Genomic DNA, 21977 nt, shown 5'->3' on the forward strand with positions numbered 1-21977 from the left:
CCGTCGTGCCGCCATGTATACTGCCATCGTTCAAACACGTGTTTGAAATTCACCGGGAGAACCGACATGTCCGATCTGGCCACCCGTTTCAAGACTGCGCAGGAGGAAGTGCTGACGCTCGACGAGGCGCCCGATGTGCAGACCAAGCTCAAGCTGTATGGCCTCTACAAGCAGGGTACCGAAGGCGATGTCTCGGGCGAGCGCCCCGGCGCCATCAACTTCGTGGGGCAGGCCAAGTACGATGCCTGGGCCAAGCTCAAGGGGCTTTCCAGCGAGGCGGCGCAGCAGCAGTACGTGGCACTGGTGGAGCAGCTCAAGGCGGCCGAGGGCTGATCCTGGCCGGTGCCGTCGTCCGGCGCGGGTCCAGCAGCGTCCATTCCGCCACGCGGCTGTTGAAGAAGCCGCCGGCTTCGTAGGCCTGGCGGATGCGCCCCTCGCCACGCAGCCGGGCAAGGCCGATGTCGAGCGCGCGGGCGAAACGTTCACCGCGCGGCGTCGGGGCGATCGGGAAATGGCGGCTGCCGGGCATCGCCACCTTGTAGCCCACCAGCGGCGTCAGCGTGATGCCTTCCACCTCGAACGACAGATCCGGTGTGGGCTTGAATGAAGCCAGGGTCAGGTCGCCGCGGCCGGCCTTGAGCATGCGAGCGATCATGGCGAACGTGGGCGCGCTCTCGATGTGGCGTACCCCCAACTGCTGCAGTGTGGCCACGTCGTTGATCCACGCGCGGTTGGTGACCGCCGTCAACGTGCGCCATTGGGCCGGCCGGGTGCGCAGCACGGCATGGTTGCCGGCCAGGGCATATAGACCGACCACGTACTCGCCTTCCTCGATCAAAGCCCGCGACAGCCGGATGTTGCGCGTGCTCAGGTCCGTCGCCCACGCCGAGGTGCCGCCGGCGACCACGCGGCCCTGCTCCACTTCATTGAGGATGCGCGCGTAGCTGTTCAGCGTGGTGAACCGCACCGCCGCGCGTTCGCCGCCCAGCCACAGCGCCTGCTGCAGCAGGATCATCTCCACCGTATCGCGCCGCGCGCCCGGGCCGCTGTAGTCACGCAGCGTGCGCACGTCGCGTCCCGCGACGAGCCGCTCATAGTCGGCCAGCACATCCTGCGGCACCGCCACCAGCAGGGCGGCTTCGCTGCACAGGCCGATCAAGAGGGCCAGCATGGGGAGCAGTCGGCGCATCGTGCTTGTCCGGAGCCTGATGGCCCCAGTGTAGCGGTTGTGGCCCGGCGTGACCTGCCCGTACCTGCCTAACCCTTGGACGAACGCAGGTTGCCCGGCTTGAGGCGATGGAACGCCAGGCCATCGCGATCGAACACATGGAACGCGCTGGCCGGCGCGGAAAGCCGCACGTTGTCGCCCAGCGCCACTTCGCGCTCGCCGTTGCCGCGCACCACGATGTCGTGTCCGCTCGACAGCGTCACATAGAGAAAATTGGCCTCGCCCAGATGCTCCACCAGATTGACCACGCCCAGAAAGTGCTCGCTGCCTTCCTCGTTTTCCCACAGGTGCTCGGCGCGGATGCCGACGGTGACGCGGTCGCCCACGGTGGCACGGCTGCCGTCGACTTCGGTGCGTAGCTGCTGCCCGCCGGCCAGCGTCACGGTCATGCCGTGGGCGCCGGCTTCGCTGACCACGCCTTCAAGCAGGTTCATCTTGGGCGAGCCGATGAAGGTGGCGACGAACAGGTTGGCCGGGCGCTGGTACAGCTCCAGCGGCGTACCGGCCTGCTGGATATGGCCGTCGTGCATCACTACGATCTTGTCGCCCAGCGTCATCGCCTCGACCTGATCGTGCGTCACGTAGACGATAGTGGCATTGAGGTCGCGGTGCAGCTTGGCGATCTCCAGCCGGGTCTGCACCCGCAGCGCGGCATCGAGGTTGGACAGCGGCTCATCGAACAGGAACAGTTTGGGTTCGCGCACGATGGCGCGGCCGATGGCCACGCGCTGGCGCTGGCCACCCGAGAGTTCGCGCGGCAGGCGGGTCAGCAGGTGGTCGATCTTGAGGATGCCGGCGGCGTGCTTGATGCGGCGGTCGATCTCATCCTTGCCGGCACCGTGGATCTTCAACCCGAACGCCATGTTCTTGTAGACGTTCATGTGCGGATAGAGCGCGTAGCTCTGGAACACCATCGCGATGCCGCGCTGGGCGGGCGCCAGGTCGTTCACGCGCTGATGATCGATCTCCAGGTCGCCGCCAGAGATTTCCTCCAGGCCGGACAGCATGCGCAGCAGCGTCGACTTGCCGCAGCCCGAGGGACCGACCAGCACGACGAATTCGCCGTCCTCGATCTCCAGGTTGATGCCGGCCAGCACATCGGTCTTGCCGTCGTAGCTCTTCTTCAGGTGCTTCAGCGATACGTGGGACATGGAAAGCTCCGTGAGGGGTGAGGCGTGAGGGGCGAGGTGTCCAAGCCCCGTCACGCCATCCGTATTGGTTCGAATCAGGAGTGGTGCAGTGCGAGGAGGGGCGGGTTTACACCTCACACCTCACTTCTCACACCTCACCGGTGTTGTCACTTGACCGCGCCGGCGGTGATGCCGCGGATCAGCTGGCGCGAGAAGAACATGTACAGCACCAGTACCGGCAGCACGGCGAGCGAGAGCGAGGCGAGCACGGCGTTCCAGTCGGTGGCGTACTGGCCGATGAACTGCTGTACCCCGAGCGTGATGGTCTGTGTCTCCTCGCCCGGGGCCAGGATCAGCGGGAACCACAGGTCGTTCCAAATCGGCACCATGGTGAACACCGCCACCGTGGCCACGGCCGGGCGGATCAGCGGCAGGATCACCTGGAAGAAGATCTTGAATTCGCCCACGCCGTCGCAGCGTGCCGCCTCCTTCAGCTCCTTCGGGATCTGCTGCATGAATTCGGACAGGATCATGATCGCCAGCGGCAGGCCCTGCGCGATGTAGACCAGGATCAGCGCGGTCAGCGTGTTCACCAGCTCCAGCGACACCATGATCTTGAGGATGGAGACGGTGCCCAGGCGGATCGGCACCATGATGCCGAAGGCGAAGAACGCCATCAGCCAGCGGTTGCCGCGGAACCGGTATTCCGACAGCGCCCACGCCGCCATCGCCCCGAACAGCAGGATGAAGAACAGGGAGGTCACGGTGACGATCATGCTGTTGCCGAAGAAGCTGAAGAAGTGCGCGTTCTTCATCGCCTTCTCGAAGCCGATCAGCGACCAGCTCTCGGCATTGGGCAGCGACAGCGGGGAATCGAAGATCGAGGCGCGGTCCTTGAACGCGTTGATCGCGATCAGCACGATGGGAAACAGTGCCAGGATCGAGTAGCCAGCGAGGATCACATGGGTGAACGTCGATCCGGCGAAGCGGGTTACCTTGTGTTGCATGGCCGGCTCCTCAGAAGCTGAAGCGCTGCAGCTTGCGCTGCACGAAGAAGAAGTACACGCCGACCCCCGCCAGGATCACCAGGAACATCAGCGTGGCCACTGCAGCACCCAGCGTCGCGCTGCCCAACTGGCTCTGGTAGCCGAAGAAGGCGCGGTAGAAATAGGTGCCGAGGATGTCGGTGCTGTAGCTCGGGCCGGCGAGCGCGCCCTTGACCGAGTAAATCAGATCGAAGGCGTTGAAGTTGCCGACGAAGGTCAGGATGGTCACCAAGCCGAGCGTGGGCAGGATCAGCGGCACGCGGATGGTCCAGAAGATGCGCCAGGCCGAGGCACCCTCGACCACCGCGGCCTCGATGATCTCGTCCGGGATCGCGATCAGCGCGGCGTAGATCAGCATCATCGGAATGCCGACGAACTGCCACACCGACATCAGCGACAGCGTATAGAGCGCGGTCTCCTCCTGCCCCAGCCACGGCTGGAAATGCTCGGCAAGGCCCACATAGCCCAGCAGCGTCTCGGCCACGCCCCACAAGGGCGACAGGATCAGCTGCCAGATGAAGCCGATGATCACCACCGACAGCAGCGTCGGCAGGAACAGCAGGGTCTGGTAGGCCTTGGCACCGCGCACGCCGCGCATGCTCAGGAGGGCCGCCAGCAACAGACCGAGCGGATTCTGGATCAGCATGTGTACCAGGAAGAACTTCACATTGTTCCCCATGGCGTTCCAAAAGCCTTCGGACCAGTTCGGGTCGAACAACAGCATGCGGTAGTTGGCAAGCCAGGCGAAATGCTGGCTGCCGGTTTCGCTGGTCGTGTAAAAGCCCAGGCGCAGCGTATCGAGCAGTGGAAAGGCGCTGAACACGGCATAGATGAGGAAGGCCGGGGTCAGAAAGACCAGGATGTGCCACGGAAAGGGCTTTTTCATGGCAGGTACTCCGAAATCCGGGGGCGATGCAGCGGGAACGGCATCACGAAACGGAAAAAAAAGAGGCCGGCGGCGTAGCGCCGGCCTCAGCAGAGGAATGGAGAGGAAAGTCCATCCAGCGCGCCCTGACGCCGCGCTCCAGCACGCGGCGCCGGCGGGTCGGCGCAAACCGGCCCGCGGGTGCTCGTCACACGGCGCCGCAGCGCCGCACCGGACCGATCACTTGGCCGGCTTGTACCACTTGGACAGGCCCGCCTGGATGCGCTCGGCGGCGGCCTTGGGCGTCATCTTGCCGTTGAGCACGGCCGAGTTGACGGTCCACAGTTCGGTTTCCATGTTCGGCTCGCCACGGTTCAGGATCTGCGCGTTCAGACGGATCGTCGAACCGCAGGTCTTGCGCCAGTCGATCATGGATTTGGCAACCGGGTCCTTCACGGCGATCAGATGGTTCGACAGCGAGAAGAAGCCGGTGACCTTGTTGGTGTAGAGGTCGGCGAATTCCTGGCTGCCCACCCATTCCAGGAACTTGTAGGCATCGCCCTTGTTCTTGGACTTGGGGTTCACGCCGATGCCCAGGTCGGTATGGTCGGAGATGTAGCACTTGTCGCCGGCCTTCTGCACCGGCGGCGGGAAGGCGCCGAAATCCACGCCCTGCTGGTTGTAGTAGCCGATGTCCCACGAGCCGGCCGGCACCATGGCGGCGCGGCCCGAGGCGAACAGGTTCTGCGTATCGCCGTAGGTCTGCGCGCTGTAGCCCTTGGCAAGGTAGGGCGCCCACTTGCTCATCTCGGTCCACGCGGCCACGTAGGGCGCGTCGGTGAACTTGGCACTGCCGGCGACGATGGCCTTGCGCCCTTCCTCGCCCTTCCAGTAGTTCGGGCCGATGCCGGTGAACACGATCTGGCTCGCTTCCCATTGATCGGCCGTGCCCAGCGCGATCGGGGTCTTGCCGGCCTTCTTCACCGCGTCGGCCGCCTTGTGGAATTCGGCCACGGTCTTGGGCGGCTGCAGGCCCAGTTCCTTGAAGATCTTCTTGTTGTAGAAGAAGCCGTGGATCACCGAGGCCATCGGCATGCAGAAGGTGTCCTTGCCGTCATCGCTCTGCCAGGCCACCTTGGCCGAGGCCGGGAAGTTCTGCATGCCGCCCTTGCCGTCGAGCTTTTCAAGGAAGCTCTTCTTGTAAAGGTCGAGCGACTTGTCAAACGGGCGGCAGGTGATCAGGTCGCCCGCGGTGCCGCCGGTCAGGCGCGCCTGCAGCGCGGAGTCGTACTCGGTGGGGGCGGTCGGCGAGAACTTGATCTGGATGCCGGGGTGCTTCTTCTGGAACGCGGGGATCAGAACCTCTTCCCACAGCGCCTTGTCGTCCACGCGCCAGGATTCGATCGTCAGCGTGCCAGCCTGCGCAGTGCCTGCGGTGAGCAGGGCGGCGGCGAGCGCGCCTTGGGTCAAGCGGATATGCTTCATTTATGCGATCTCCTCAGATCCTGTTAAGCCCGGCGGTGCGGCCTGAGCGGCGCCCACCTGGGACAGTCGCACCGTAGCATCGCGCTCTGCGTGACACCAATTGCTTGCGTAAGCGTGGCGGAATTCATGCAAGTTTATGATTTTGAATTGATTTTTTGTGTTTTCCGATTGCGCCGGCGTTGCATTTCTTTACATGCCGCACCGGGCTGACGGCTGCGATGTCAGTGGCGCCGGCCCAAGGCCGTGCAGGCCGGCCATGGGCCGCTTCAAGGTGGGGCAAGAAAATGCAAGGCTTTGTTACAAATATGCCGGCTCGGTTACGCTATGCTCGGCGCGTTTCCCGGGGAGGCCGATGAACAGGATCGAGCGCAGACGGCAGGGCCGGGCGCGGTTGGGCATCCAGCGCCATGTGCTTGCCTGGCTGCTGTGGTGCCTTGCGCCCTGGGCCGGCGCAGCGCAGACGCTGGATGTGCTGCACTGGTGGACGTCGGCCAGCGAGCGGCAGGCGGCCGACATGCTGGCGCAGGGGCTGGCCACCGAGCACGTGATCTGGCGCGATGCCGCCATCCCGGGCGGTGCCGGCGTCGGTGCGTTCAAGGTGCTCAAGAGCCGCGTGCTGTCCGGGCGGGCGCCGAACGTGGCGCAACTGATCGGCCCGACCATCGGCGACTGGGCCGGCCTTGGCCTGCTGCTCGAACTGGATGACGTGGCGCGCGACGAGGACTGGCGCGGCCGGTTCTTTCCCACCATCTGGTCGCTGACCCAGGTACAGCAGCATGTGGTCGCGGTGCCAATCGGGCTGCATCGGATCAACACCCTCTACTACCAACGTGAGGTGCTGGCCGGGCTGGGCCTCTTGCCGCCGCGCAACTGGGCCGAGTTCGAGCGCGTCGCCGTCCAGCTGCAGCGTGCCGGCGTCACGCCGCTGGCGCAGAGCAGCGAGCCGTGGCAGGTGGCCACGCTGTTCGAGACGCTGCTGCTGGCCAGCGTCGGTCCGGCGCAGTACCGGCAGTTGTTCACGTTGCAGCGCCCCGACGATTGGTACGACCCGCGGGTGCGCCAGGCGCTGGAGCGGTTGCGCAGCCTCAAGCGCTGGATGCCACAGCCGGTGCCGCAGCGCAGCTGGGACGAGGTGGCGCGCGGCTTTGCCCGCGGTGAGGCGGCGATGTGGATCATGGGCGACTGGGCCAAGGGCGAGCTGATGAGCTTCGGCCTGGAGGTGGACCGGCATTTCAGCTGCGCCGCGGCACCCGGCACCATGGGCATGCACCTGTACAGCGTCGACACCTTTGCCATGCTGGCGGGCGACTACGGCAAGGTGCGCCAGCAGGAGGCCTTCGCCCGGATCGCAGCCAGCCCGGCCATGCAGCTGGCCTACAACCGCATCAAGGGCTCGGTGCCGGTCAGGCGCGATATCGATCCGGCCCAGCTGGACAGCTGTGCCCGCCAGAGCTGGCAGACCTTCGCCCGCGGCGAGGCCGTGCAGGCACCGAGCATCGTCCACCGGATGGCTACCGACGAAGCAATGAAGGATGCGATCATCGCCCAGGTCTACCGCTACTTCACCGATGACCAGGTGACCGCCGGCGAAGTACAACGGCGGCTGGCGGCGATCAGCAGGGCATTGAAATGATTTGAAACTGGGAAGAGGGAAGGAGGAAGAGGGAAGGGAAAAAGCCGAAGTACCTGCGTGGTTGGGATGAGCGCGCTGTTGCCCTTCCCCCTTCCCTCTTCCCGCCAAAACCATGACGCTGCGCAAAATCCTCATCGTCGATGATGACCAGAAGACCCGTTCGCTGCTCAAGACCTATCTGGAGAAGAACCAGTTCGAGGTGCGGCTGGCCCAGGACGGGGGGAGCTTCATGCAGGAGTTCGAGCGCTATCGGGACGAGCTGTCGCTGGTGATCCTGGATGTGATGCTGCCCGATACCGACGGCTTTGCATTGTGTGCGCATATCCGCAAGCGCTCGCAGGTGCCCATCATCATGCTGACCGCCAGTGCCGATGACACCGACAAGATCGTCGGCCTGGAACTGGGCGCGGATGATTACCTCGGCAAGCCGTACAACCCGCGTGAGCTGCTGGCGCGGATCAAGGCCATCCAGCGCCGTTCGGGGCAGGACAGCCCCGGCCCGCCGCGCTACTACCGGTTCCAGGGCTTCGTGCTCGACGCGGTCGGGCGCACGCTGCTCGATCCGAACGGTCAGGAGCTCAAGCTGACCGGGCTCGACTTCCAGCTGCTCAGGTACTTTCTCGAACACCCCGGCGAGGTGCTGGACCGCGCAGTGCTGGCCGAGGAGACGCGCGGCCGCGATCTGGGTCCGCTCGATCGCTCGCTCGACGTGCAGGTCAGCCGGCTGCGCCAGCGGCTGAACGATGATGGCCGCCAGGCCGCGCTGATCAAGACCGTGCGCGGCAGCGGCTATGTGTTCTCGGCGGATGTGACCGTCAGCCATGGCTGAACGCATGCGCAGGATGCGCTGGCTGCCCCGCTCGCTGCTGGGGCGGCTGACCATCGTGATGGGGCTGGGCGTGCTGGCGACGCAGCTGCTTGCCAACCTGATCTGGACCGAGCAGATCCGGCAGCAGTCGCAGCGCGAGGCGACTGCGGCGGCCCATCACCTGGGCGGCAGTGCAGTGGCCGCGATCCGTTTCTTCAAGAGCCTGCCGGCCAACTACCGGCCGCTGCTGATCGAGCAGCTGCGCGAGATGGGCGGCACGCGGTTCTTCGTCAGCGTCAACAGCGCGCCGGTGACGGTGGCGCCGATCGAGCAGACCGCGCTGTCGCGCGTGGTGCTCGATACCGTGCGCGGCAAGCTCAAACAGCAATTGCCGCGGCTGGCCGACTACCGGGTGGCGTTCGCCTGGCCCGACGGCCTGCCGGTCAGCGACGACGGCGCCACCTTGCAGGATCTGCCGGACGACTGGGTGCAGCACACCCTGATCGTCAAACCGCGCGTGGCGCCGGTACTGGTGATCCAGGCCGAGCTGGAGCCGGCCGGCTGGATCTATCTGGCCACGCTGATGCCCGATCCGTATTTCCTGGAGAAGGCCGATCCCATCACGGTCGACCGGTTGGCGCTGCAGTTGGCGACGCTGGTCTCGGTGCTGCTGCTCTCGCTGCTGGTGGTGCGCTGGCTGACTCGGCCGCTGGCGGTGCTGGCCAGCGCGGCCAAGGCATTCGGCCAGGGCGCGCGTACAGAGCCCGTGCCCGAGGTGGGCAGCCGCGAATTCGTGCAGACCGCGCGCGCCTTCAACGCGATGCAGGCGCGGATCGAGCGCTACATGGATGACCGCGAGCGGCTGTTCGCCGCGATCTCGCACGATCTGCGCACACCCATCACCCGGCTCAAGCTGCGCGCCGAGCTGCTGGAGGACGAAGCCACCCGTGCCGATTTCCACGAAGACCTGGACGAGCTGGAACTCATGGTCAAGGGCGCGCTGCAAAGCGTGAAGGACACCGACATCCACGAGAACCGCACCGCGGTGCGGCTTGACCTGCTGCTTGAGCGCATGGCGCGTGATGCCAAGCTTGCCGGTGGCGAAGTGGCCTTCGCCGGCGGCGCTGTCACCGTGATCGCCAAGCCACTGGCCATCAAGCGCGCGTTGTCCAACCTGATCGACAACGCACTCAAGTACGGCGGCCGCGCCGAGGTGCTGCTGACCGAGAGCGACGACCTGGTCGAGCTCACCATCCGCGACCACGGCCCAGGCGTGCCCGAAGAGATGCTGGACCGCTTGTTCGACCCTTATGTCCGCCTCGAACATGGGCGGCAGAGCAACAGTGGCGGCATGGGGCTGGGCCTTGGCATCGCCCGCAATATCATCCACGCCCACGGCGGCGGACTGCTGCTGGGCAACCACCCTGAAGGCGGGCTGGTCGCCCGCGTCACCCTCAATACGCTTTCCTCCTGATCCTGACTGAATAGATAAGCTTTTTCCCGCGCCCGGGTTGCCCCCGCACGCCCGGCTGCATCGCACCCGGCTTGCCGACAGTGCCCAGGCACGGCCATGCCTTGCGCAGCGCGGCATGCAGCGTGCTGCATGGTGTTGCCGCCTACCCCGATACGGGTTGAAGCAGGGCGGCCGACTCGGCTGCCAGTCGGGTCCACAGCCTTGCGCAATGTCACGTTTCCCGTGGTTAAAAAACTATGAAAACCGCCAATCCAGGCTAAGGTGAGTAAGCGGGGCAGTCTGGAAGGCAGAGATGCCTGACAGGTCTGGTTTTGTTTGAATGACAACAAAATCGCTTGAATACCATGCGCATTCTTTTGATTATCGTTGCCTTGATGCAGTGGGTTGCTTTCCTGTTGCTTTCCAAGGTGCTGTGGTGGGGCGTGCTGGCGGGCGCCCTGTTTGCTGCCGCGCTGGCGTGGGCAGCCTGGCGCCTGCGTGCGCCCGAGCCGGTCGTCACGTCGCAGGCGGTTGCAGCCCCGATATCCGTGCCGCTGTCCCAGACCGTGCTGGCTCAGCTGGTCACCGGGGTGATGCCGCTGTGGCACCGGCACGTCGCATTGGCCCGTGAGCAGACGCGCGAGGCTGTCGACACGCTGGTGCTGCGCTTCTCGGGCATCAACCGGCGCCTGGGGCAGGCACTGGGCCTGGGGGCGGGCGGGCAGAACAACCAGGTCATCGAGGTGATCCAGTCGTCCGGCACGCTGCTGGGCCAGATCGTCGAATCGCTGGAGCAGGTGCTGTCGGCGCGCGAGACGTTGCTGCGCGAGATCGAGGGGCTGGGCCAGTTCAACGACGAGCTCAAGCGCATGGCGAGCGATGTGGCCGAGATCGCCGGACAGACCAACCTGCTGGCGCTCAATGCCGCGATCGAGGCGGCGCGGGCCGGCGAGGCCGGGCGCGGCTTCGCGGTGGTGGCCGACGAGGTGCGCAAGCTCTCCAACCTGTCCGGCGACACCGGCAAGCGCATCCGCAGCAAGGTCGATTCGATCAATCAGACCATTGCGGGCGCGTTGTCCTCGGCGCAGCAGCTCTCGGCCGACGAGGCGCAGATGATCGGCGAATCCAAGCAGGTGATCGGACAGGTGCTCGAACACTTCCAGGCTGCGGCAAGCGCACTGTCGGGCACGGTGACGCAGCTCGAAACCGAGAGCCGCGCCGTTGGCCAGGAAGTGCAGGACGTGCTGGTCAACCTGCAGTTCCAGGACCGCATCAGCCAGATTCTCGATCATGTCGAGCGCGACATGGACAAGCTGGTGCGCGCCATCGAACAGGACGAGCTGCCGCCGCGTGAGCGGTGGCTGGCCGAGCTGGAGAAGACCTATACCACGACGGAACAGCGGTTGATCCACGGGGGGCAGGCAAGCGGCACGGTTGCCGCATCCCAGGTGGATTTCTTTTGATCAGGGATGACCATGAGCAAGACGATACTGGTAGTGGATGACTCGTTCAGCCTGCGGCAGACGGTGGGCATTGCGTTGAAGGGTGCCGGTTACGACGTGGTCGAGGCCAGCGACGGCAAGGATGCGCTCGGCAAGCTCGACGGACGCAAGTACAACCTGATCATCTCTGACGTGAACATGCCCAACATGGACGGCATCAGCTTCGTCAAGGCAGCCAAGCAGCTGCCCAGCTACAAGTTCACGCCCGTCATCATGCTGACCACGGAAGGCGACGAATCCAAGAAACAGGAGGGCAAGGCGGCCGGCGTGCGCGCCTGGGTGATCAAGCCGTTCCAGCCCCCGGCGCTGCTGGATGCGGTCGCCAAGCTGGTGCTGCCATGAGCCACGTCAGCATGCGGCCGCGCCCGGCGCCCCGCCGCATCGCGCTGGTGCCGACACCACCGGCGTTGCCTGCCCGCCGGGTCCGGCCTTGCCATCACCAGGTGCCGCAGACCGTGTCCCAAACCCCGCATCGCCTTCAACCGGCCATCAGGGAGCGTTGCACATGCCACTCTTTGCCACCGACGAGTCGGGCACCTATCGCCTGACCGGCGAGCTGACCATCTTCTACGCCGCCATGCTCAAGGATGAGCTGGTGGCCTTGCTGGGCACCGCCAAGGCACCGCTGTCGCTCGATCTTTCAGGGGTGGAGGACATCGACACCTCGGGGGTGCAGCTGCTGCTGATGTTCAAGCGCGAGGCGGCACGGCGTGGTGCCAGCGTGAGCTACAGCGGCCACAGCCCGGCGGTGCTGGCTGTGCTCGAACTCCTGGATCTGGCCGGCACGCTTGGCGATCCGGTGTTGATTCCCAACGCGGTCAGGTGAGCGATCATGGACATGGACATGGCACGCGACGCCCTGGTGCAGGAAGCGCGCGAACTGTTGGCGGCGATGGAGCAGGCGCTGATGCAGATCGAGGCCGAGGGTCAGGATGCCGAGGCGATCAACGCGGTGTTCCGGGCTGCGCACACCATCAAGGGCTCGGCCGGGCTGTTCGCGTTCGAGCGTATCGTCAGCTTCACCCATATCGTCGAGAGCGTGCTCGACCGGGTACGCAATGGCAGCCAGCCGCTCGATGCCAACCTGCTGACCCTGCTGCTGGAATGCAGCGACTACATCGCGATGCTGGTCGATGCCATCGCGGCGCGCCAGGAGGAGCAGGAGCCCGATGCCGAACGGCGGGCGCGGCTGGAGGCGGCGCTCACCGCGCTGCTTGGCGTCGTCACCGCCACACCGCCCCCGCCCGCCACCGTGGCACAGCCGCAAGGCGAGCCGCAGGGCAAGGTGGAGGTCGAGAGCGGCGAATCGGTCAGCAGCGACAACTGGCATATTTCGCTGCGCTTCTCGCCGGACGTGCTGCGCAGCGGCATGGACCCGCTGTCGTTCCTGCGCTATCTCGGCACGCTTGGCCACATCGTGCACATCGTGACCCTGCCCGATGCCTTGCCTGCCGCGGCCGAGTTCGATGCCGAAACCTGCTACCTCGGTTTCGAGATCGATTTCGCAAGCCCGGTGGACCGGCAGACCATCGAGGGGGTATTCGAATTCGTGCGTGACGACAGCGATATCCGCATCCTGCCGCCGCACAGCAAGGTGGCCGAATACATCTCGCTGATCGACGGGCTGCCCGAGCCCAGCGGCCGGCTGGGCGAGATCCTGGTCAAGGGCGGCGCGCTCACCGAAAGCGAGTTGACGCGCGTGCTGGCGCAGCAGGCGGCCGAGCCGGTGCCGGCCAAGCCACTCGGCGCCCTGCTGGTCGAGAACGATGTGGTGCCGCAGGCCGTGGTCGCCGCCGCGCTGACCAAGCAAAAACAGGGCGAGGAAAAGCGCGCGCAGGAGCAGAAGTTCATCAAGGTGGAAGTCAGCAAGCTTGATGCGCTGATCGATCTGGTGGGCGAGCTGGTGATCGCCGGTGCCGGCGCCAATGTGGTCGCGCGCCGGCAGAAGGATGTGCAGTTCGAGGAGGCGACCCAGGCGCTCTCGTCGCTGGTCGAGCAGATCCGCGATGCGGCGCTGACACTGCGCATGGTGCCGATCGGTGAGGTGTTCCAGCGCTTTCCACGCGTGGTGCGTGACATCTCGCGCGAGCTGGGCAAGGAGATCCAGCTGGTGGTCACCGGGGCGGACACCGAGCTTGACAAGTCGATGGTCGAGAAACTGTCCGATCCGCTGATGCATATCGTGCGCAATGCGATGGACCACGGCATCGAGCCGACCGAGGCGCGCACCGCGATCGGCAAGCCGGCCGCCGGCACCCTGCGCCTGAATGCGTTCCACGAATCGGGCTGCATCGTCATCGAAGTCTCGGACGACGGGCGCGGGCTGGACCGCGAACGCATCCTCAGAAAGGCCATCGAGCGCGGTCTGGTGCAGCCGGACCAGCAACTGAGCGACAGCGACGTGTTCCGGCTGATCTTCGAGCCGGGCTTCTCGACTGCCGAGACCGTCACCAACCTGTCCGGCCGTGGCGTGGGCATGGACGTGGTCCGCAAGAACATCGAGGCGCTGCGCGGCGAGGTGGAAGTGCTGAGCCGGCCGGCGCAGGGCACCACCGTGCGTATCCGGCTGCCTTTGACGCTGGCCATCATCGACGGCTTCCAGGTGATGACGGGCGAGGCGGTGTTCGTGATCCCGCTCGATCTGGTGATCGAGTGCGTGGACGTGAGCAGCCACGATACCCGTCACAACATATTGAAACTGCGTGGTGAGCCATTGCCGTTCGTACGCCTGCGCGAGCTGTTCGAGCTGCCCGAGGCGGGCGAGGTACGCGAGAGCCTGGTGGTGGTGCAGTACGGTCAGCAGCGCGCGGGGCTGGTGGTGGACCGGCTGGTCGGCGAATTCCAGGCGGTGATCAAGCCGCTGGGCGTGCTGTTCAGCGATATGAAGGGCATCAGCGGCTCCACCATCCTGGGGGATGGCCGGGTGGCGCTGATCCTGGATGTGCCGCATCTGATCCAGCGCACCGCAAGGGCGCAGGCCGCGCAGTCGTGGCCGCGCCAGGCCAGCGCGCTGTCGGATCGCTAACGCAACGACGCATGGGATGACCGATGGACCTGTCGCTTCGTACTGCACCGTTGTTCCGGTTCCGGCTGCTGCCGGCCGGACCCGCCGCGCCGGACCATGCGATGGCGGAACCGTCATTCACCTGCTTCTAAGCCGGAGACACTGATGTCGCAATACCCGACCACAACCAACCCAGGCGGCACGGCGCTGGCGGTGCAGGGCGTCAGCAGGCAGTACCTGACGTTCACGCTCGCCGGTGAGTTGTTTGCCATGCCGATCGAGCAGATCCGCGAAATCATCGAATTCTCCGGGCTGACCGAGATCCCGCTGATGCCCGCGTTCCTGCGTGGCGTCATCAATGTACGCGGCGCGGTGGTGCCGGTGATCGACCTTGCGGTGCGCTTCGGACGGCCACGCACCGAGATCGCCCGGCGTACCTGCATCGTGATCCTGGAGCTGGAGCAGGAGGGACTGCTGCTGCTGTTGGGCGTACTGGTCGATGCGGTCAACGAAGTGCTGACGGTCGAACCCGGTCAGGTCGAACCGCGGCCTTCATTCGGCGCCAAGATTCGGGCCGAATTCATCGAAGGCATGATCAACCTGAACGAGCGTTTCGTCATCGCGCTCGACATCCATCAGGTGCTGTCCGTGGAGGAGCTGACCACCTTGATCGGCATGGCGGCAGGCGAAGGGCAGGGTGCCGGCGAGTAACGGGCCGGACAGGCACGGACAGAAAGACAGGGCCACAAGGCCGGGACGCGCAGGGGCGCGGATGTGCATTTTGTCAGGAGAATCCCATGGGCTGGTTCATGCGTTTGAGACTGGGCGTCAAGCTGTTGAGCGCCTTCCTGGTTGCATCCCTCTTGACATTCGGTGTCGGGCTGTGGGGGCTCAGCAACCTGGAGAAGATCGGCGAGAGCGCCAAGTCGGTTTATGACAACAATCTGCTGGGCATCAGCTATCTCGGTCAGGCCAATCTGTCGCTGGTGCTGCACAGCCGCGCCACGGTCCGGATGCTATCGCAGGTGGACGATCCAGCGCAGTTCAGCGATACGCAGCAACGCGCCGAACACTTCCTGGGCGAGTTCAACAAGTATTGGGGCCTCTATATAGCGACGACCGCCAATGCCCATGAGAGGCAGCTGCGTGAGGACCTGAAGAACGCGTTGCCCACCTATCTGCGCCATTCCCTGCAGGCGGTCGACCTGATGAAGGCGGGGCGGCAGCCCGAGGCGCGGGCGCTCATCAATACCGATCTGCGCGGTGCGATCGACAAGGTGGATAAACTCCTGCGCGAACTGAGCGCCTACAACGAAAAGATCGCGGCCGACACCAATGCGCACAACAATGAGGTGCAGGCAGAGGCGCGTCGCACCACCTGGTTGATCATCGGCGGCGCCTTGCTGCTGTCGTTGGTGATGGGGCTGTCACTGGCACGCCTGATCACCCGGCAGGTGGGGGGTGAGCCGGACGAGGCGGTCAAGGTGATGCAGCGCGTGGCCATCGGCGACCTGTCGGTCAACGTCGCCCTGCGCCCCGACGATACCCGCAGCATGCTGTACAACATCCAGCTGATGATCGAGCACCTGCGTCAGGCCGCCACTGTCCTGCAGCAGGTCTCCAAGGGGGACCTCACGGTCGAGGTGCCGGTCAAGCAAGGCGACACCATCAGCATGCTGTATCACATCCGCGAGATGGTCACCCGCCTCAACAGCGTGATCGGCGACGTGAGCATTGCCGCCGCATCGCTGGCTTCGGCATCCGAAGAGGTGTCGGCGTCGTCGCAGGGCCTGAGCCAGAACGCGTCCGAGCAGGCGGCCAATGTCGAGGAGACGAGTTCGGCGGTCGAGCAGATCACCGCGACGGTGGCGCAGAACGCCGAGAACGCGCGTGCCACCGACAGCATGGCCACCAAGAACGCCCAGGATGCCGGCGAAGGCGGCGAGGCGGTCAAGCAGACGGTGGCGGCGATGCGCCAGATCGCCAAGAAGATCGACATCATCGACGACATCGCCTACCAGACCAACCTGCTGGCGCTCAATGCCGCGATCGAGGCTGCGCGTGCGGGCGAGCACGGCAAGGGCTTCGCGGTGGTGGCCGCCGAGGTCAGGAAGCTGGCCGAGCGCAGCCAGGTGGCGGCCTCCGAGATCATCACCCTCGCCAGCGACAGCGTCGAGCTTGCCGAACGCGCAGGGATGCTATTGGGCGACATGGTGCCGTCGATCCGGCGCACCGCCGAGCTGGTACAGGAGATCGCCGCCGCCTCGCGTGAACAGGCGGGCGGGCTTGAACAGATCAACACGGCGATCGGCCAGCTGGCGCAGAGCACCCAGATGAACGCATCGTCGTCCGAGCAGCTGTCGTCCACCTCCGAGGAAATGAGCTCGCAGGCGGCGCAACTGCAGGGCCTGATCCAGTTCTTCCGCGTGCCGGCGGTGCGCGAAGGCCGGGGTCACCACGCGCCGCGCCGTACGGCCGCTGCGCAGGAGAACATGCCGGATGAACAGTCCTTCGCTCGCTTCTGAGCTGCGTGGCAGGGCCGTCCGGCCCTGCCAGGACATGGCGCGCGACGACCTGTCGGTCGCCGTGCCCAGCGACAGCGAACTGGCGTTGTTCCAGACGCTGTTCAAGCAGCAGATCGGCCTGCACCTGTCGCGCGAGAAGAAGGTGTTGCTGGCCAGCCGGCTCTCCCGGCGCATCGCCGAGCTGCAGCTGTCAAGCTTCAGCGAATACCATCAGCTGATCACCGGGCGCGGCGGCGATGCGGAGCGGCAATACGCGATCGATCTCATCACCACCAACGAAACCTATTTCTTCCGCGAATCGCAGCACTTCGACTTTCTGCGTCAGCACATCCTCACGAGCTGGCCGGCGGGCGAGGCGTTCCAGGTGTGGAGTGCGGCCAGCGCCAGTGGCGAGGAGGCGTACAGCGTGGCCATGGTGCTCGACGCCGTGCTGGGCGAGCGGCCCTGGCGCGTGTTCGGATCGGACATCAGCCAGCGGGTGCTGGCGCAGGCCCGCCGTGGACTGTATCCGATGGCGCGCGGCGAGCGGATTCCGCCCGAGTATCTCAGGCGCTACTGCCTGCGGGGCCAGGGCGAATACAACGGGCAATTCCTGGTGACGCGCGCGCTGCGCGAACGGGTCACCTTCGCGCAGCTGAACCTCACCGCCCTGCCGATGCGGCTCGGACCCTTCGATCTGGTGCTGCTGCGCAACGTGATCATCTATTTCGATCCACCCACCAAGCTCAAGGTGGTCGGCAGCGTGCTGCAGCACCTGCGCCCAGGTGGGCTGCTGTTCGTCGGGCACTCCGAGTCGCTGAACGGCATGCCGCTGGGCCTGCAGATGATCTCCCCGTCCATCTACCGCAAACTGCCATGAGCCGCCACATCTACCTTAATCCGGGAGAACTGTACTTCGGCGAAGGGCCGGCGCAGATCGAAACCCTGCTTGGCTCGTGCGTGGCCATCGTGCTGCGGCACCCCCGACGGATACTGGGCGGGGTGTGCCACTTCCTGTTGCCCGAGCGTCACGCACGCACAAGCGGCACCCCGTTGGACGGCCGCTACGGTGCCGAAGCGATGCAGCTGCTGCTGCTGCAGGCGCGCCGGCATGGCTGTGTCGCGGGTGAATTCGAGGCCAAGCTGTTCGGCGGCGCCCGCGCGCTCGACGTCGGCTGGCGGGGCGACACGGTGGGCGAGCACAACGCGCGCTTTGCCCGCCAACTGCTGCACCGATACGGCATTGCGCTGCGCTGCAGCGATCTTGGCGGCACGGGTTACCGCTATCTGCGCGTCGACCTGGCGCGCGGCGAGGTGTGGGTGCGGCGTGGCGGTGCGCTGACGCTGCCCGGGCGCACCGCCGGAATGCCGGGGTAGGCCGTCTATGATCAAGGTGATGATCGTGGATGATTCCTCGGTGGTGCGGCAGGTCATGCAGGAGGTGCTGGCCCGGCACCACGACATCGACGTGATCGCCACCGCCTCCGATCCGATTTTCGCGATGCAGAAGATGAAGAACAACTGGCCGGACGTGATCGTGCTGGATATCGAAATGCCGCGCATGGATGGCATCACCTTTCTGAAGCAGCTGATGGCGACCAGGCCCACCCCGGTGGTGATCTGCTCGACGTTGACCCAGCAGGGCGCGGACGTGTCGATGGAGGCATTGGCGGCTGGGGCAATTGGCGTCATCAGCAAGCCCAGCATCGGGCTCAAGGATTTCCTGCAGGACAGCTCGGCCGATCTGGTGTCGGCGATCCGTGCCGCGGCACAGGCCAGGATGACGCGGCTGCGGCCGACAACGGCCGCCGCCGGGGGCACTGCGTCCAGCGCCACGGCTGGCGGCGGCACGGGCGGCGGTCTCGGTGCCCATGAACGGATGGGGGCGCCCAAGCTCAGCGCCGATGCGGTACTGGAGGCCCCGGGCGACCACCGCCATCTGCCCACGACCGAGAAGATCGTGGCGCTGGGGACCTCGACCGGCGGCACGCAGGCGCTGGAGGTGGTGCTGACCGCGTTGCCGGTCACCTGCCCCGGGCTGGTGGTGGTGCAGCACATGCCGGAGAAATTCACCCAGAGCTTCGCGGCCCGGCTGAACAGCCTGTCCAAGATCGAGGTGCGCGAAGCGCGTCACAATGACCGTATCGTGCAAGGGACCGCGTTGATCGCCCCCGGTGGCAAACATCTGGTCGTCAAGCGCAGCGGTGCGCGATATTACGTGGAGGTGGTCGACGGCCCGCTCGTATGCCGGCATCGCCCATCGGTGGACGTGCTGTTCCGCTCGGCGGCCAAGGCGGCCGGGCGCAATGCGATAGGCATCATCATGACAGGCATGGGCGACGACGGCGCCAGGGGGCTCAGGGAGCTCTTTGATACCGGCGCGACCACCTATGCCCAGGACGAAGCCTCCTGCGTGGTGTTCGGCATGCCCAAGGAAGCGATCCAGCATGGGGGCGTGAGCGAGGTGGTCCCGCTCGAACGCATCCCGGCGCTGATTGGACGGCATGCACGATGACCCCGGATCCCCAATTCCCGCCCCTGTCCATCGAATCGGTCCTCGTGGTGGACGACAGCCGGGCGCAGCGCCAGTATGCCGTCCAGCTCTGCCGCGTACTGGGCATCCCGGTGATCCACGAGGCGGGCAACGGGGTGGAGGCGCTGGAACTGCTGACGCAGCTGCCGAAGCGACCCAGCCTGATGCTGGTGGACCTGGAGATGCCCAGCATGGATGGCATCGAGCTGATCCAGGCGCTCAAGCACCGGGGCGAGGAGATTGCGCTGGTGGTGGTGTCCAGCCGCGAAAGCGCACTGATCGATTCGGTGCAGACCATGAGTCATGCGCTGGGGCTGCAGGTGCTGGCTGCGCTGCAAAAGCCCCTCAACCTGCCGCAGCTGTCCGCGGCGCTGCAACGCTACGGCCAGCCCAGGTCGCTGCGACACCCGGCGCCCGTGCAGCCCCGCCTGGGTGTGGCCGAACTGCACGAGGGCCTGCGGCAAGGGCAGATCACGCCGTATTTCCAGCCCAAGGTGGACGTGCGCACCGGTGTGATCAAGGGGGTGGAGGCGCTGGCGCGCTGGATGCACCCCACGCTGGGCGTCATCCTGCCTGATCATTTCGTCCCCACCGCCGAGCAGGGCGGGCTGATCCAGGAACTGACCACGACCATGGCCGAGCAGGCATGCGCCCAGGCTGCACGCTGGAACGCCCATGGCTTGCGGCTTTCGATCGCGATCAACCTCTCGCCGCGCCTGTTCGATTCGGAAGCATTCGTCGGCTACGCCGCCGATCTGATGGCGCGTCATGCGCTGCAGAGCGAGCAGGTGGTCTGGGAGATCACCGAAAGCTCGGTGGTCGCCAATCTCGGCGCCGCGCTCGGCACGCTGGCCCGATTGCGGCTCAAGGGCTTCGGGTTGTCGATCGACGACTACGGCACCGGCTTCTCGTCGATGCAGCAACTGGCGCGCATTCCGTTCACCGAACTGAAGATCGACCGCACCTTCGTCAGCGGTGCCAATGAACGCCATCAACTGCGGGTGATCCTGCAGTCGGCGCTTGAGATGGCCAACCGGCTGAACCTGGTGACGGTGGCCGAGGGCGTGGAGCTGCTGGACGATTGGCGGCTGCTGCAGGATTTCGGCTGCACCCTGGGTCAGGGCTTCCTGGTGGCGCGGCCGATGACCGGCGACGAACTGCCGATCTGGCTGCGCAGGCACAGTCAGCATCTGCGGGCCTTGCGCGAAGGTCACCTGCACCGCAAGCCGACAGGACCGGCGCACTGAGTCCGCTGGCGGAACGGGATGGACCGCAGCGGGGAAGGGTCCCGCCGCGGCCCGGTACGGCGTTCAGTACAGCGTCAGTGCCACATCACCGCGCGCGGTCTCGGCGTCGATACGGTAGCGGTCGGCGGCCAGCCGCGTCACCGGCAGGGCCGTTCCGGCCTGGCTTGCCTTGACCGTGACGGCAGGCTTGTCGCTGGTGAATTCCAGCGTCAGTCGGGTGGCATAGCGCCGGCAATCAGCACTGTCGGCGAAGCGGATCGTTGCGCCGTCGACGAGCTGCGGTGCACAGGCATCGCGGGCGAAGCGATAGCGGATCACCGCGCTTGGCGGGGCCATCCACAGCTCACCGCTGTCCACCTTGGCCTTCACATGGTCCAGATGCCCGATATAGCGCGCCAATGGGATCGTCTCCCACGAGCTGTCCTCGACCCCGTGCGCGGTGCGCAATGCCCAGCCGCCCTGGTCGATCGCGGCATCGACGTGCAGGTTGAGGATTTCGCTGCCCTGCGGATAGAGCGACCAGATGCCGGACTGGGTGAACACATCCCACTTGATCGCATAGGGATCGGCAAAGTCCGCCGGGTTCACGCCGGCCGCCTGGCCATACTGGATGTTGCCCTGCTCGTCGACGCGATTGGCGGCACGTCCGCCCAGGTAGTTCGGCTGGGTTTTCAGATACGCCAACGGCGCATCCGGCGCGATGTCGGATGGCCACACGAAGAAGGTCGGCACATAGCCATCCAACGCGGCGGCGATGGCGGCGGCCGAGCCGGCGATCTCGGTTTCGCTGTTCCAGCCGGGGCTGTTGCTGTTCTGGTGCGTGCGGCTGTGGCTGACGATCTCATGCCCCTGCGCGAGGAAGGCCCTGGCCGCGTCCCAGTGATACGGGGCGCAGTTGTCGCTGATGATGGCGAAGGCCGCCTTCAGGCCCCGTTTGTTCAGCTCGGGGGCGGCATGTTGCAGCTGCCCGTCGGTGATATAGGCGCACAGATCGTCGTGCACCAGGCTGTATGCGCCGCGTGCGCCGCCGGCCCAGGTGGTCGGGTGCACACTGCCGGCCCGCGGCGGGTTGCAAAGATCGCCTGCCGCGGTGACACAGTTGCCGAGCCGTTGCCACAACGAGGCGGCGTGGGCCGGATTCCAGCCGGCGCCCTGCCACGCGGTGTGTGCGATACGAGCCTGGTAGCGCGAACCCTGGTGTTGAACGATCTGGCCGGCGGCGTAGGCGCTGCCGTCCTGCCAGGCCGGTAAAGAAGCCGCCCCGCTGGCGCCTGCCAGCAACAGGGCGGCCAGGGCAACGCAACGGCTTCTTGTCGTTGTCATCTCCATCCTTATTGTCTCCATCTCTGGTGCCGTGGGCATCATGGTCGGCCCACGATCTGGACTATCGCAAGCAAGGCGCGCCACCGGAAGCTGCCTGCCCCTGCGATTTCACGAGCCGCAGCCGGATGGCGATGAAAATCGTTTCATATCAATCAATTGGGATTGATCGACACGGCAGGGTGGTTCATCAATGGCGGGGTTGGACAGGCCTCATCC

At 65.7% G+C, this 21977-nt stretch carries 20 protein-coding genes; 14 read left to right on the forward strand and 6 right to left on the reverse strand.

Going from position 1 to position 21977, the window contains the following annotated elements; genetic code table 11:
- The first annotated feature begins 66 nt into the window (after positions 1–66).
- Positions 67–333 (forward strand): acyl-CoA-binding protein, encoded by a 267-nt coding sequence (locus N8I74_RS04675; RefSeq protein ID WP_263125774.1) that lies wholly within the window; start codon positions 67–69, stop codon positions 331–333.
- Here N8I74_RS04675 and N8I74_RS04680 read toward each other — a convergent pair.
- The 5 genes from N8I74_RS04680 to N8I74_RS04700 all read right to left on the reverse strand — a co-directional run bounded on the left by N8I74_RS04680 (position 314) and on the right by N8I74_RS04700 (position 5754).
- A complete protein-coding gene (locus tag N8I74_RS04680; RefSeq protein ID WP_263125775.1) occupies positions 314–1189 on the reverse strand; it encodes a hypothetical protein in 876 nt (291 codons plus the stop codon). The genes N8I74_RS04675 and N8I74_RS04680 overlap by 20 nt on opposite strands.
- 68 nt (positions 1190–1257) lie before the next feature.
- Positions 1258–2379: an ABC transporter ATP-binding protein gene (locus N8I74_RS04685; protein WP_263125776.1), complete on the reverse strand. Its 1122-nt coding sequence runs from the start codon at positions 2377–2379 to the stop codon at positions 1258–1260.
- A gap of 146 nt (positions 2380–2525) precedes the next feature.
- A complete protein-coding gene (locus N8I74_RS04690) occupies positions 2526–3365 on the reverse strand; it encodes a carbohydrate ABC transporter permease (RefSeq protein ID WP_263125777.1) in 840 nt (279 codons plus the stop codon).
- Positions 3366–3375: 10 nt separating this feature from the next.
- Positions 3376–4290, reverse strand: a complete 915-nt coding sequence (locus N8I74_RS04695) for a carbohydrate ABC transporter permease (protein ID WP_263125778.1) — start codon at positions 4288–4290, stop codon at positions 3376–3378.
- 219 nt (positions 4291–4509) lie between these two features.
- Positions 4510–5754 carry an ABC transporter substrate-binding protein gene (locus N8I74_RS04700; protein WP_263125782.1) on the reverse strand — a complete coding sequence of 415 codons (1245 nt, stop codon included), beginning with the start codon at positions 5752–5754 and terminating at the stop codon, positions 4510–4512.
- 352 nt (positions 5755–6106) lie between these two features.
- On the opposite strand from N8I74_RS04700, the gene N8I74_RS04705 reads away from it, so the two are divergent.
- The 13 genes from N8I74_RS04705 to N8I74_RS04765 all read left to right on the forward strand — a co-directional run bounded on the left by N8I74_RS04705 (position 6107) and on the right by N8I74_RS04765 (position 20438).
- On the forward strand, positions 6107–7387 hold the full coding sequence (locus N8I74_RS04705) for an ABC transporter substrate-binding protein (RefSeq protein ID WP_263125783.1): 1281 nt from the start codon (positions 6107–6109) through the stop codon (positions 7385–7387).
- A gap of 112 nt (positions 7388–7499) precedes the next feature.
- Positions 7500–8216, forward strand: a complete 717-nt coding sequence (locus tag N8I74_RS04710; RefSeq protein WP_263125784.1) for a response regulator — start codon at positions 7500–7502, stop codon at positions 8214–8216.
- A gap of 13 nt (positions 8217–8229) precedes the next feature.
- Complete coding sequence (locus N8I74_RS04715; protein WP_263125785.1) at positions 8230–9669, forward strand: ATP-binding protein; 1440 nt, start codon at positions 8230–8232, stop codon at positions 9667–9669.
- A 374-nt stretch (positions 9670–10043) separates the two neighbouring features.
- Positions 10044–11111: a methyl-accepting chemotaxis protein gene (locus tag N8I74_RS04720; RefSeq protein ID WP_308445876.1), complete on the forward strand. Its 1068-nt coding sequence runs from the start codon at positions 10044–10046 to the stop codon at positions 11109–11111.
- A 12-nt stretch (positions 11112–11123) separates the two neighbouring features.
- Positions 11124–11492, forward strand: coding sequence for a response regulator (locus N8I74_RS04725; protein WP_263125786.1), 369 nt, complete (start codon positions 11124–11126; stop codon positions 11490–11492).
- Positions 11493–11655: 163 nt separating this feature from the next.
- A complete protein-coding gene (locus N8I74_RS04730; protein ID WP_263125787.1) occupies positions 11656–11976 on the forward strand; it encodes an STAS domain-containing protein in 321 nt (106 codons plus the stop codon).
- Between the two features lie 18 nt (positions 11977–11994).
- Positions 11995–14175: a chemotaxis protein CheA gene (locus N8I74_RS04735; protein WP_308445877.1), complete on the forward strand. Its 2181-nt coding sequence runs from the start codon at positions 11995–11997 to the stop codon at positions 14173–14175.
- 144 nt (positions 14176–14319) lie between these two features.
- A complete protein-coding gene (locus tag N8I74_RS04740) occupies positions 14320–14865 on the forward strand; it encodes a chemotaxis protein CheW (RefSeq protein WP_263125788.1) in 546 nt (181 codons plus the stop codon).
- 86 nt (positions 14866–14951) lie between these two features.
- Positions 14952–16679, forward strand: coding sequence for a methyl-accepting chemotaxis protein (locus N8I74_RS04745; RefSeq protein WP_263125789.1), 1728 nt, complete (start codon positions 14952–14954; stop codon positions 16677–16679).
- On the forward strand, positions 16654–17538 hold the full coding sequence (locus N8I74_RS04750) for a CheR family methyltransferase (RefSeq protein WP_263125790.1): 885 nt from the start codon (positions 16654–16656) through the stop codon (positions 17536–17538). The genes N8I74_RS04745 and N8I74_RS04750 overlap by 26 nt, the downstream gene beginning before the upstream one ends.
- Positions 17535–18035, forward strand: coding sequence for a chemotaxis protein CheD (locus N8I74_RS04755; protein WP_263125791.1), 501 nt, complete (start codon positions 17535–17537; stop codon positions 18033–18035). Before N8I74_RS04750 ends, N8I74_RS04755 begins: the two co-directional genes overlap by 4 nt.
- Positions 18036–18042: 7 nt before the next feature.
- Positions 18043–19173, forward strand: coding sequence for a protein-glutamate methylesterase/protein-glutamine glutaminase (locus N8I74_RS04760; protein WP_263125792.1), 1131 nt, complete (start codon positions 18043–18045; stop codon positions 19171–19173).
- Positions 19170–20438 (forward strand): EAL domain-containing response regulator, encoded by a 1269-nt coding sequence (locus N8I74_RS04765; protein WP_263125793.1) that lies wholly within the window; start codon positions 19170–19172, stop codon positions 20436–20438. Before N8I74_RS04760 ends, N8I74_RS04765 begins: the two co-directional genes overlap by 4 nt.
- Positions 20439–20501: 63 nt before the next feature.
- On the opposite strand, the gene N8I74_RS04770 is transcribed toward N8I74_RS04765, so the two are convergent.
- Positions 20502–21761: a carbohydrate-binding protein gene (locus tag N8I74_RS04770; protein WP_263125794.1), complete on the reverse strand. Its 1260-nt coding sequence runs from the start codon at positions 21759–21761 to the stop codon at positions 20502–20504.
- Positions 21762–21977 lie beyond the last annotated feature (216 nt).

It is taken from the genome of Chitiniphilus purpureus (assembly GCF_025642115.1).
Classification (GTDB): Bacteria; Pseudomonadota; Gammaproteobacteria; order Burkholderiales; family Chitinibacteraceae; genus Chitiniphilus; species Chitiniphilus purpureus.

Coding starts and splice junctions, on each gene's coding strand:
- N8I74_RS04675 (WP_263125774.1), top strand. CDS start 67: ATGTCCGATCTGGCCACCCGTTTCAAGACTGCGCAGGAGGAAGTGCTG.
- N8I74_RS04680 (WP_263125775.1), bottom strand. CDS start 1,189: ATGCGCCGACTGCTCCCCATGCTGGCCCTCTTGATCGGCCTGTGCAGC.
- N8I74_RS04685 (WP_263125776.1), bottom strand. CDS start 2,379: ATGTCCCACGTATCGCTGAAGCACCTGAAGAAGAGCTACGACGGCAAG.
- N8I74_RS04690 (WP_263125777.1), bottom strand. CDS start 3,365: ATGCAACACAAGGTAACCCGCTTCGCCGGATCGACGTTCACCCATGTG.
- N8I74_RS04695 (WP_263125778.1), bottom strand. CDS start 4,290: ATGAAAAAGCCCTTTCCGTGGCACATCCTGGTCTTTCTGACCCCGGCC.
- N8I74_RS04700 (WP_263125782.1), bottom strand. CDS start 5,754: ATGAAGCATATCCGCTTGACCCAAGGCGCGCTCGCCGCCGCCCTGCTC.
- N8I74_RS04705 (WP_263125783.1), top strand. CDS start 6,107: ATGAACAGGATCGAGCGCAGACGGCAGGGCCGGGCGCGGTTGGGCATC.
- N8I74_RS04710 (WP_263125784.1), top strand. CDS start 7,500: ATGACGCTGCGCAAAATCCTCATCGTCGATGATGACCAGAAGACCCGT.
- N8I74_RS04715 (WP_263125785.1), top strand. CDS start 8,230: ATGCGCTGGCTGCCCCGCTCGCTGCTGGGGCGGCTGACCATCGTGATG.
- N8I74_RS04720 (WP_308445876.1), top strand. CDS start 10,044: ATGCAGTGGGTTGCTTTCCTGTTGCTTTCCAAGGTGCTGTGGTGGGGC.
- N8I74_RS04725 (WP_263125786.1), top strand. CDS start 11,124: ATGAGCAAGACGATACTGGTAGTGGATGACTCGTTCAGCCTGCGGCAG.
- N8I74_RS04730 (WP_263125787.1), top strand. CDS start 11,656: ATGCCACTCTTTGCCACCGACGAGTCGGGCACCTATCGCCTGACCGGC.
- N8I74_RS04735 (WP_308445877.1), top strand. CDS start 11,995: ATGGCACGCGACGCCCTGGTGCAGGAAGCGCGCGAACTGTTGGCGGCG.
- N8I74_RS04740 (WP_263125788.1), top strand. CDS start 14,320: ATGTCGCAATACCCGACCACAACCAACCCAGGCGGCACGGCGCTGGCG.
- N8I74_RS04745 (WP_263125789.1), top strand. CDS start 14,952: ATGGGCTGGTTCATGCGTTTGAGACTGGGCGTCAAGCTGTTGAGCGCC.
- N8I74_RS04750 (WP_263125790.1), top strand. CDS start 16,654: ATGAACAGTCCTTCGCTCGCTTCTGAGCTGCGTGGCAGGGCCGTCCGG.
- N8I74_RS04755 (WP_263125791.1), top strand. CDS start 17,535: ATGAGCCGCCACATCTACCTTAATCCGGGAGAACTGTACTTCGGCGAA.
- N8I74_RS04760 (WP_263125792.1), top strand. CDS start 18,043: ATGATCAAGGTGATGATCGTGGATGATTCCTCGGTGGTGCGGCAGGTC.
- N8I74_RS04765 (WP_263125793.1), top strand. CDS start 19,170: ATGACCCCGGATCCCCAATTCCCGCCCCTGTCCATCGAATCGGTCCTC.
- N8I74_RS04770 (WP_263125794.1), bottom strand. CDS start 21,761: ATGACAACGACAAGAAGCCGTTGCGTTGCCCTGGCCGCCCTGTTGCTG.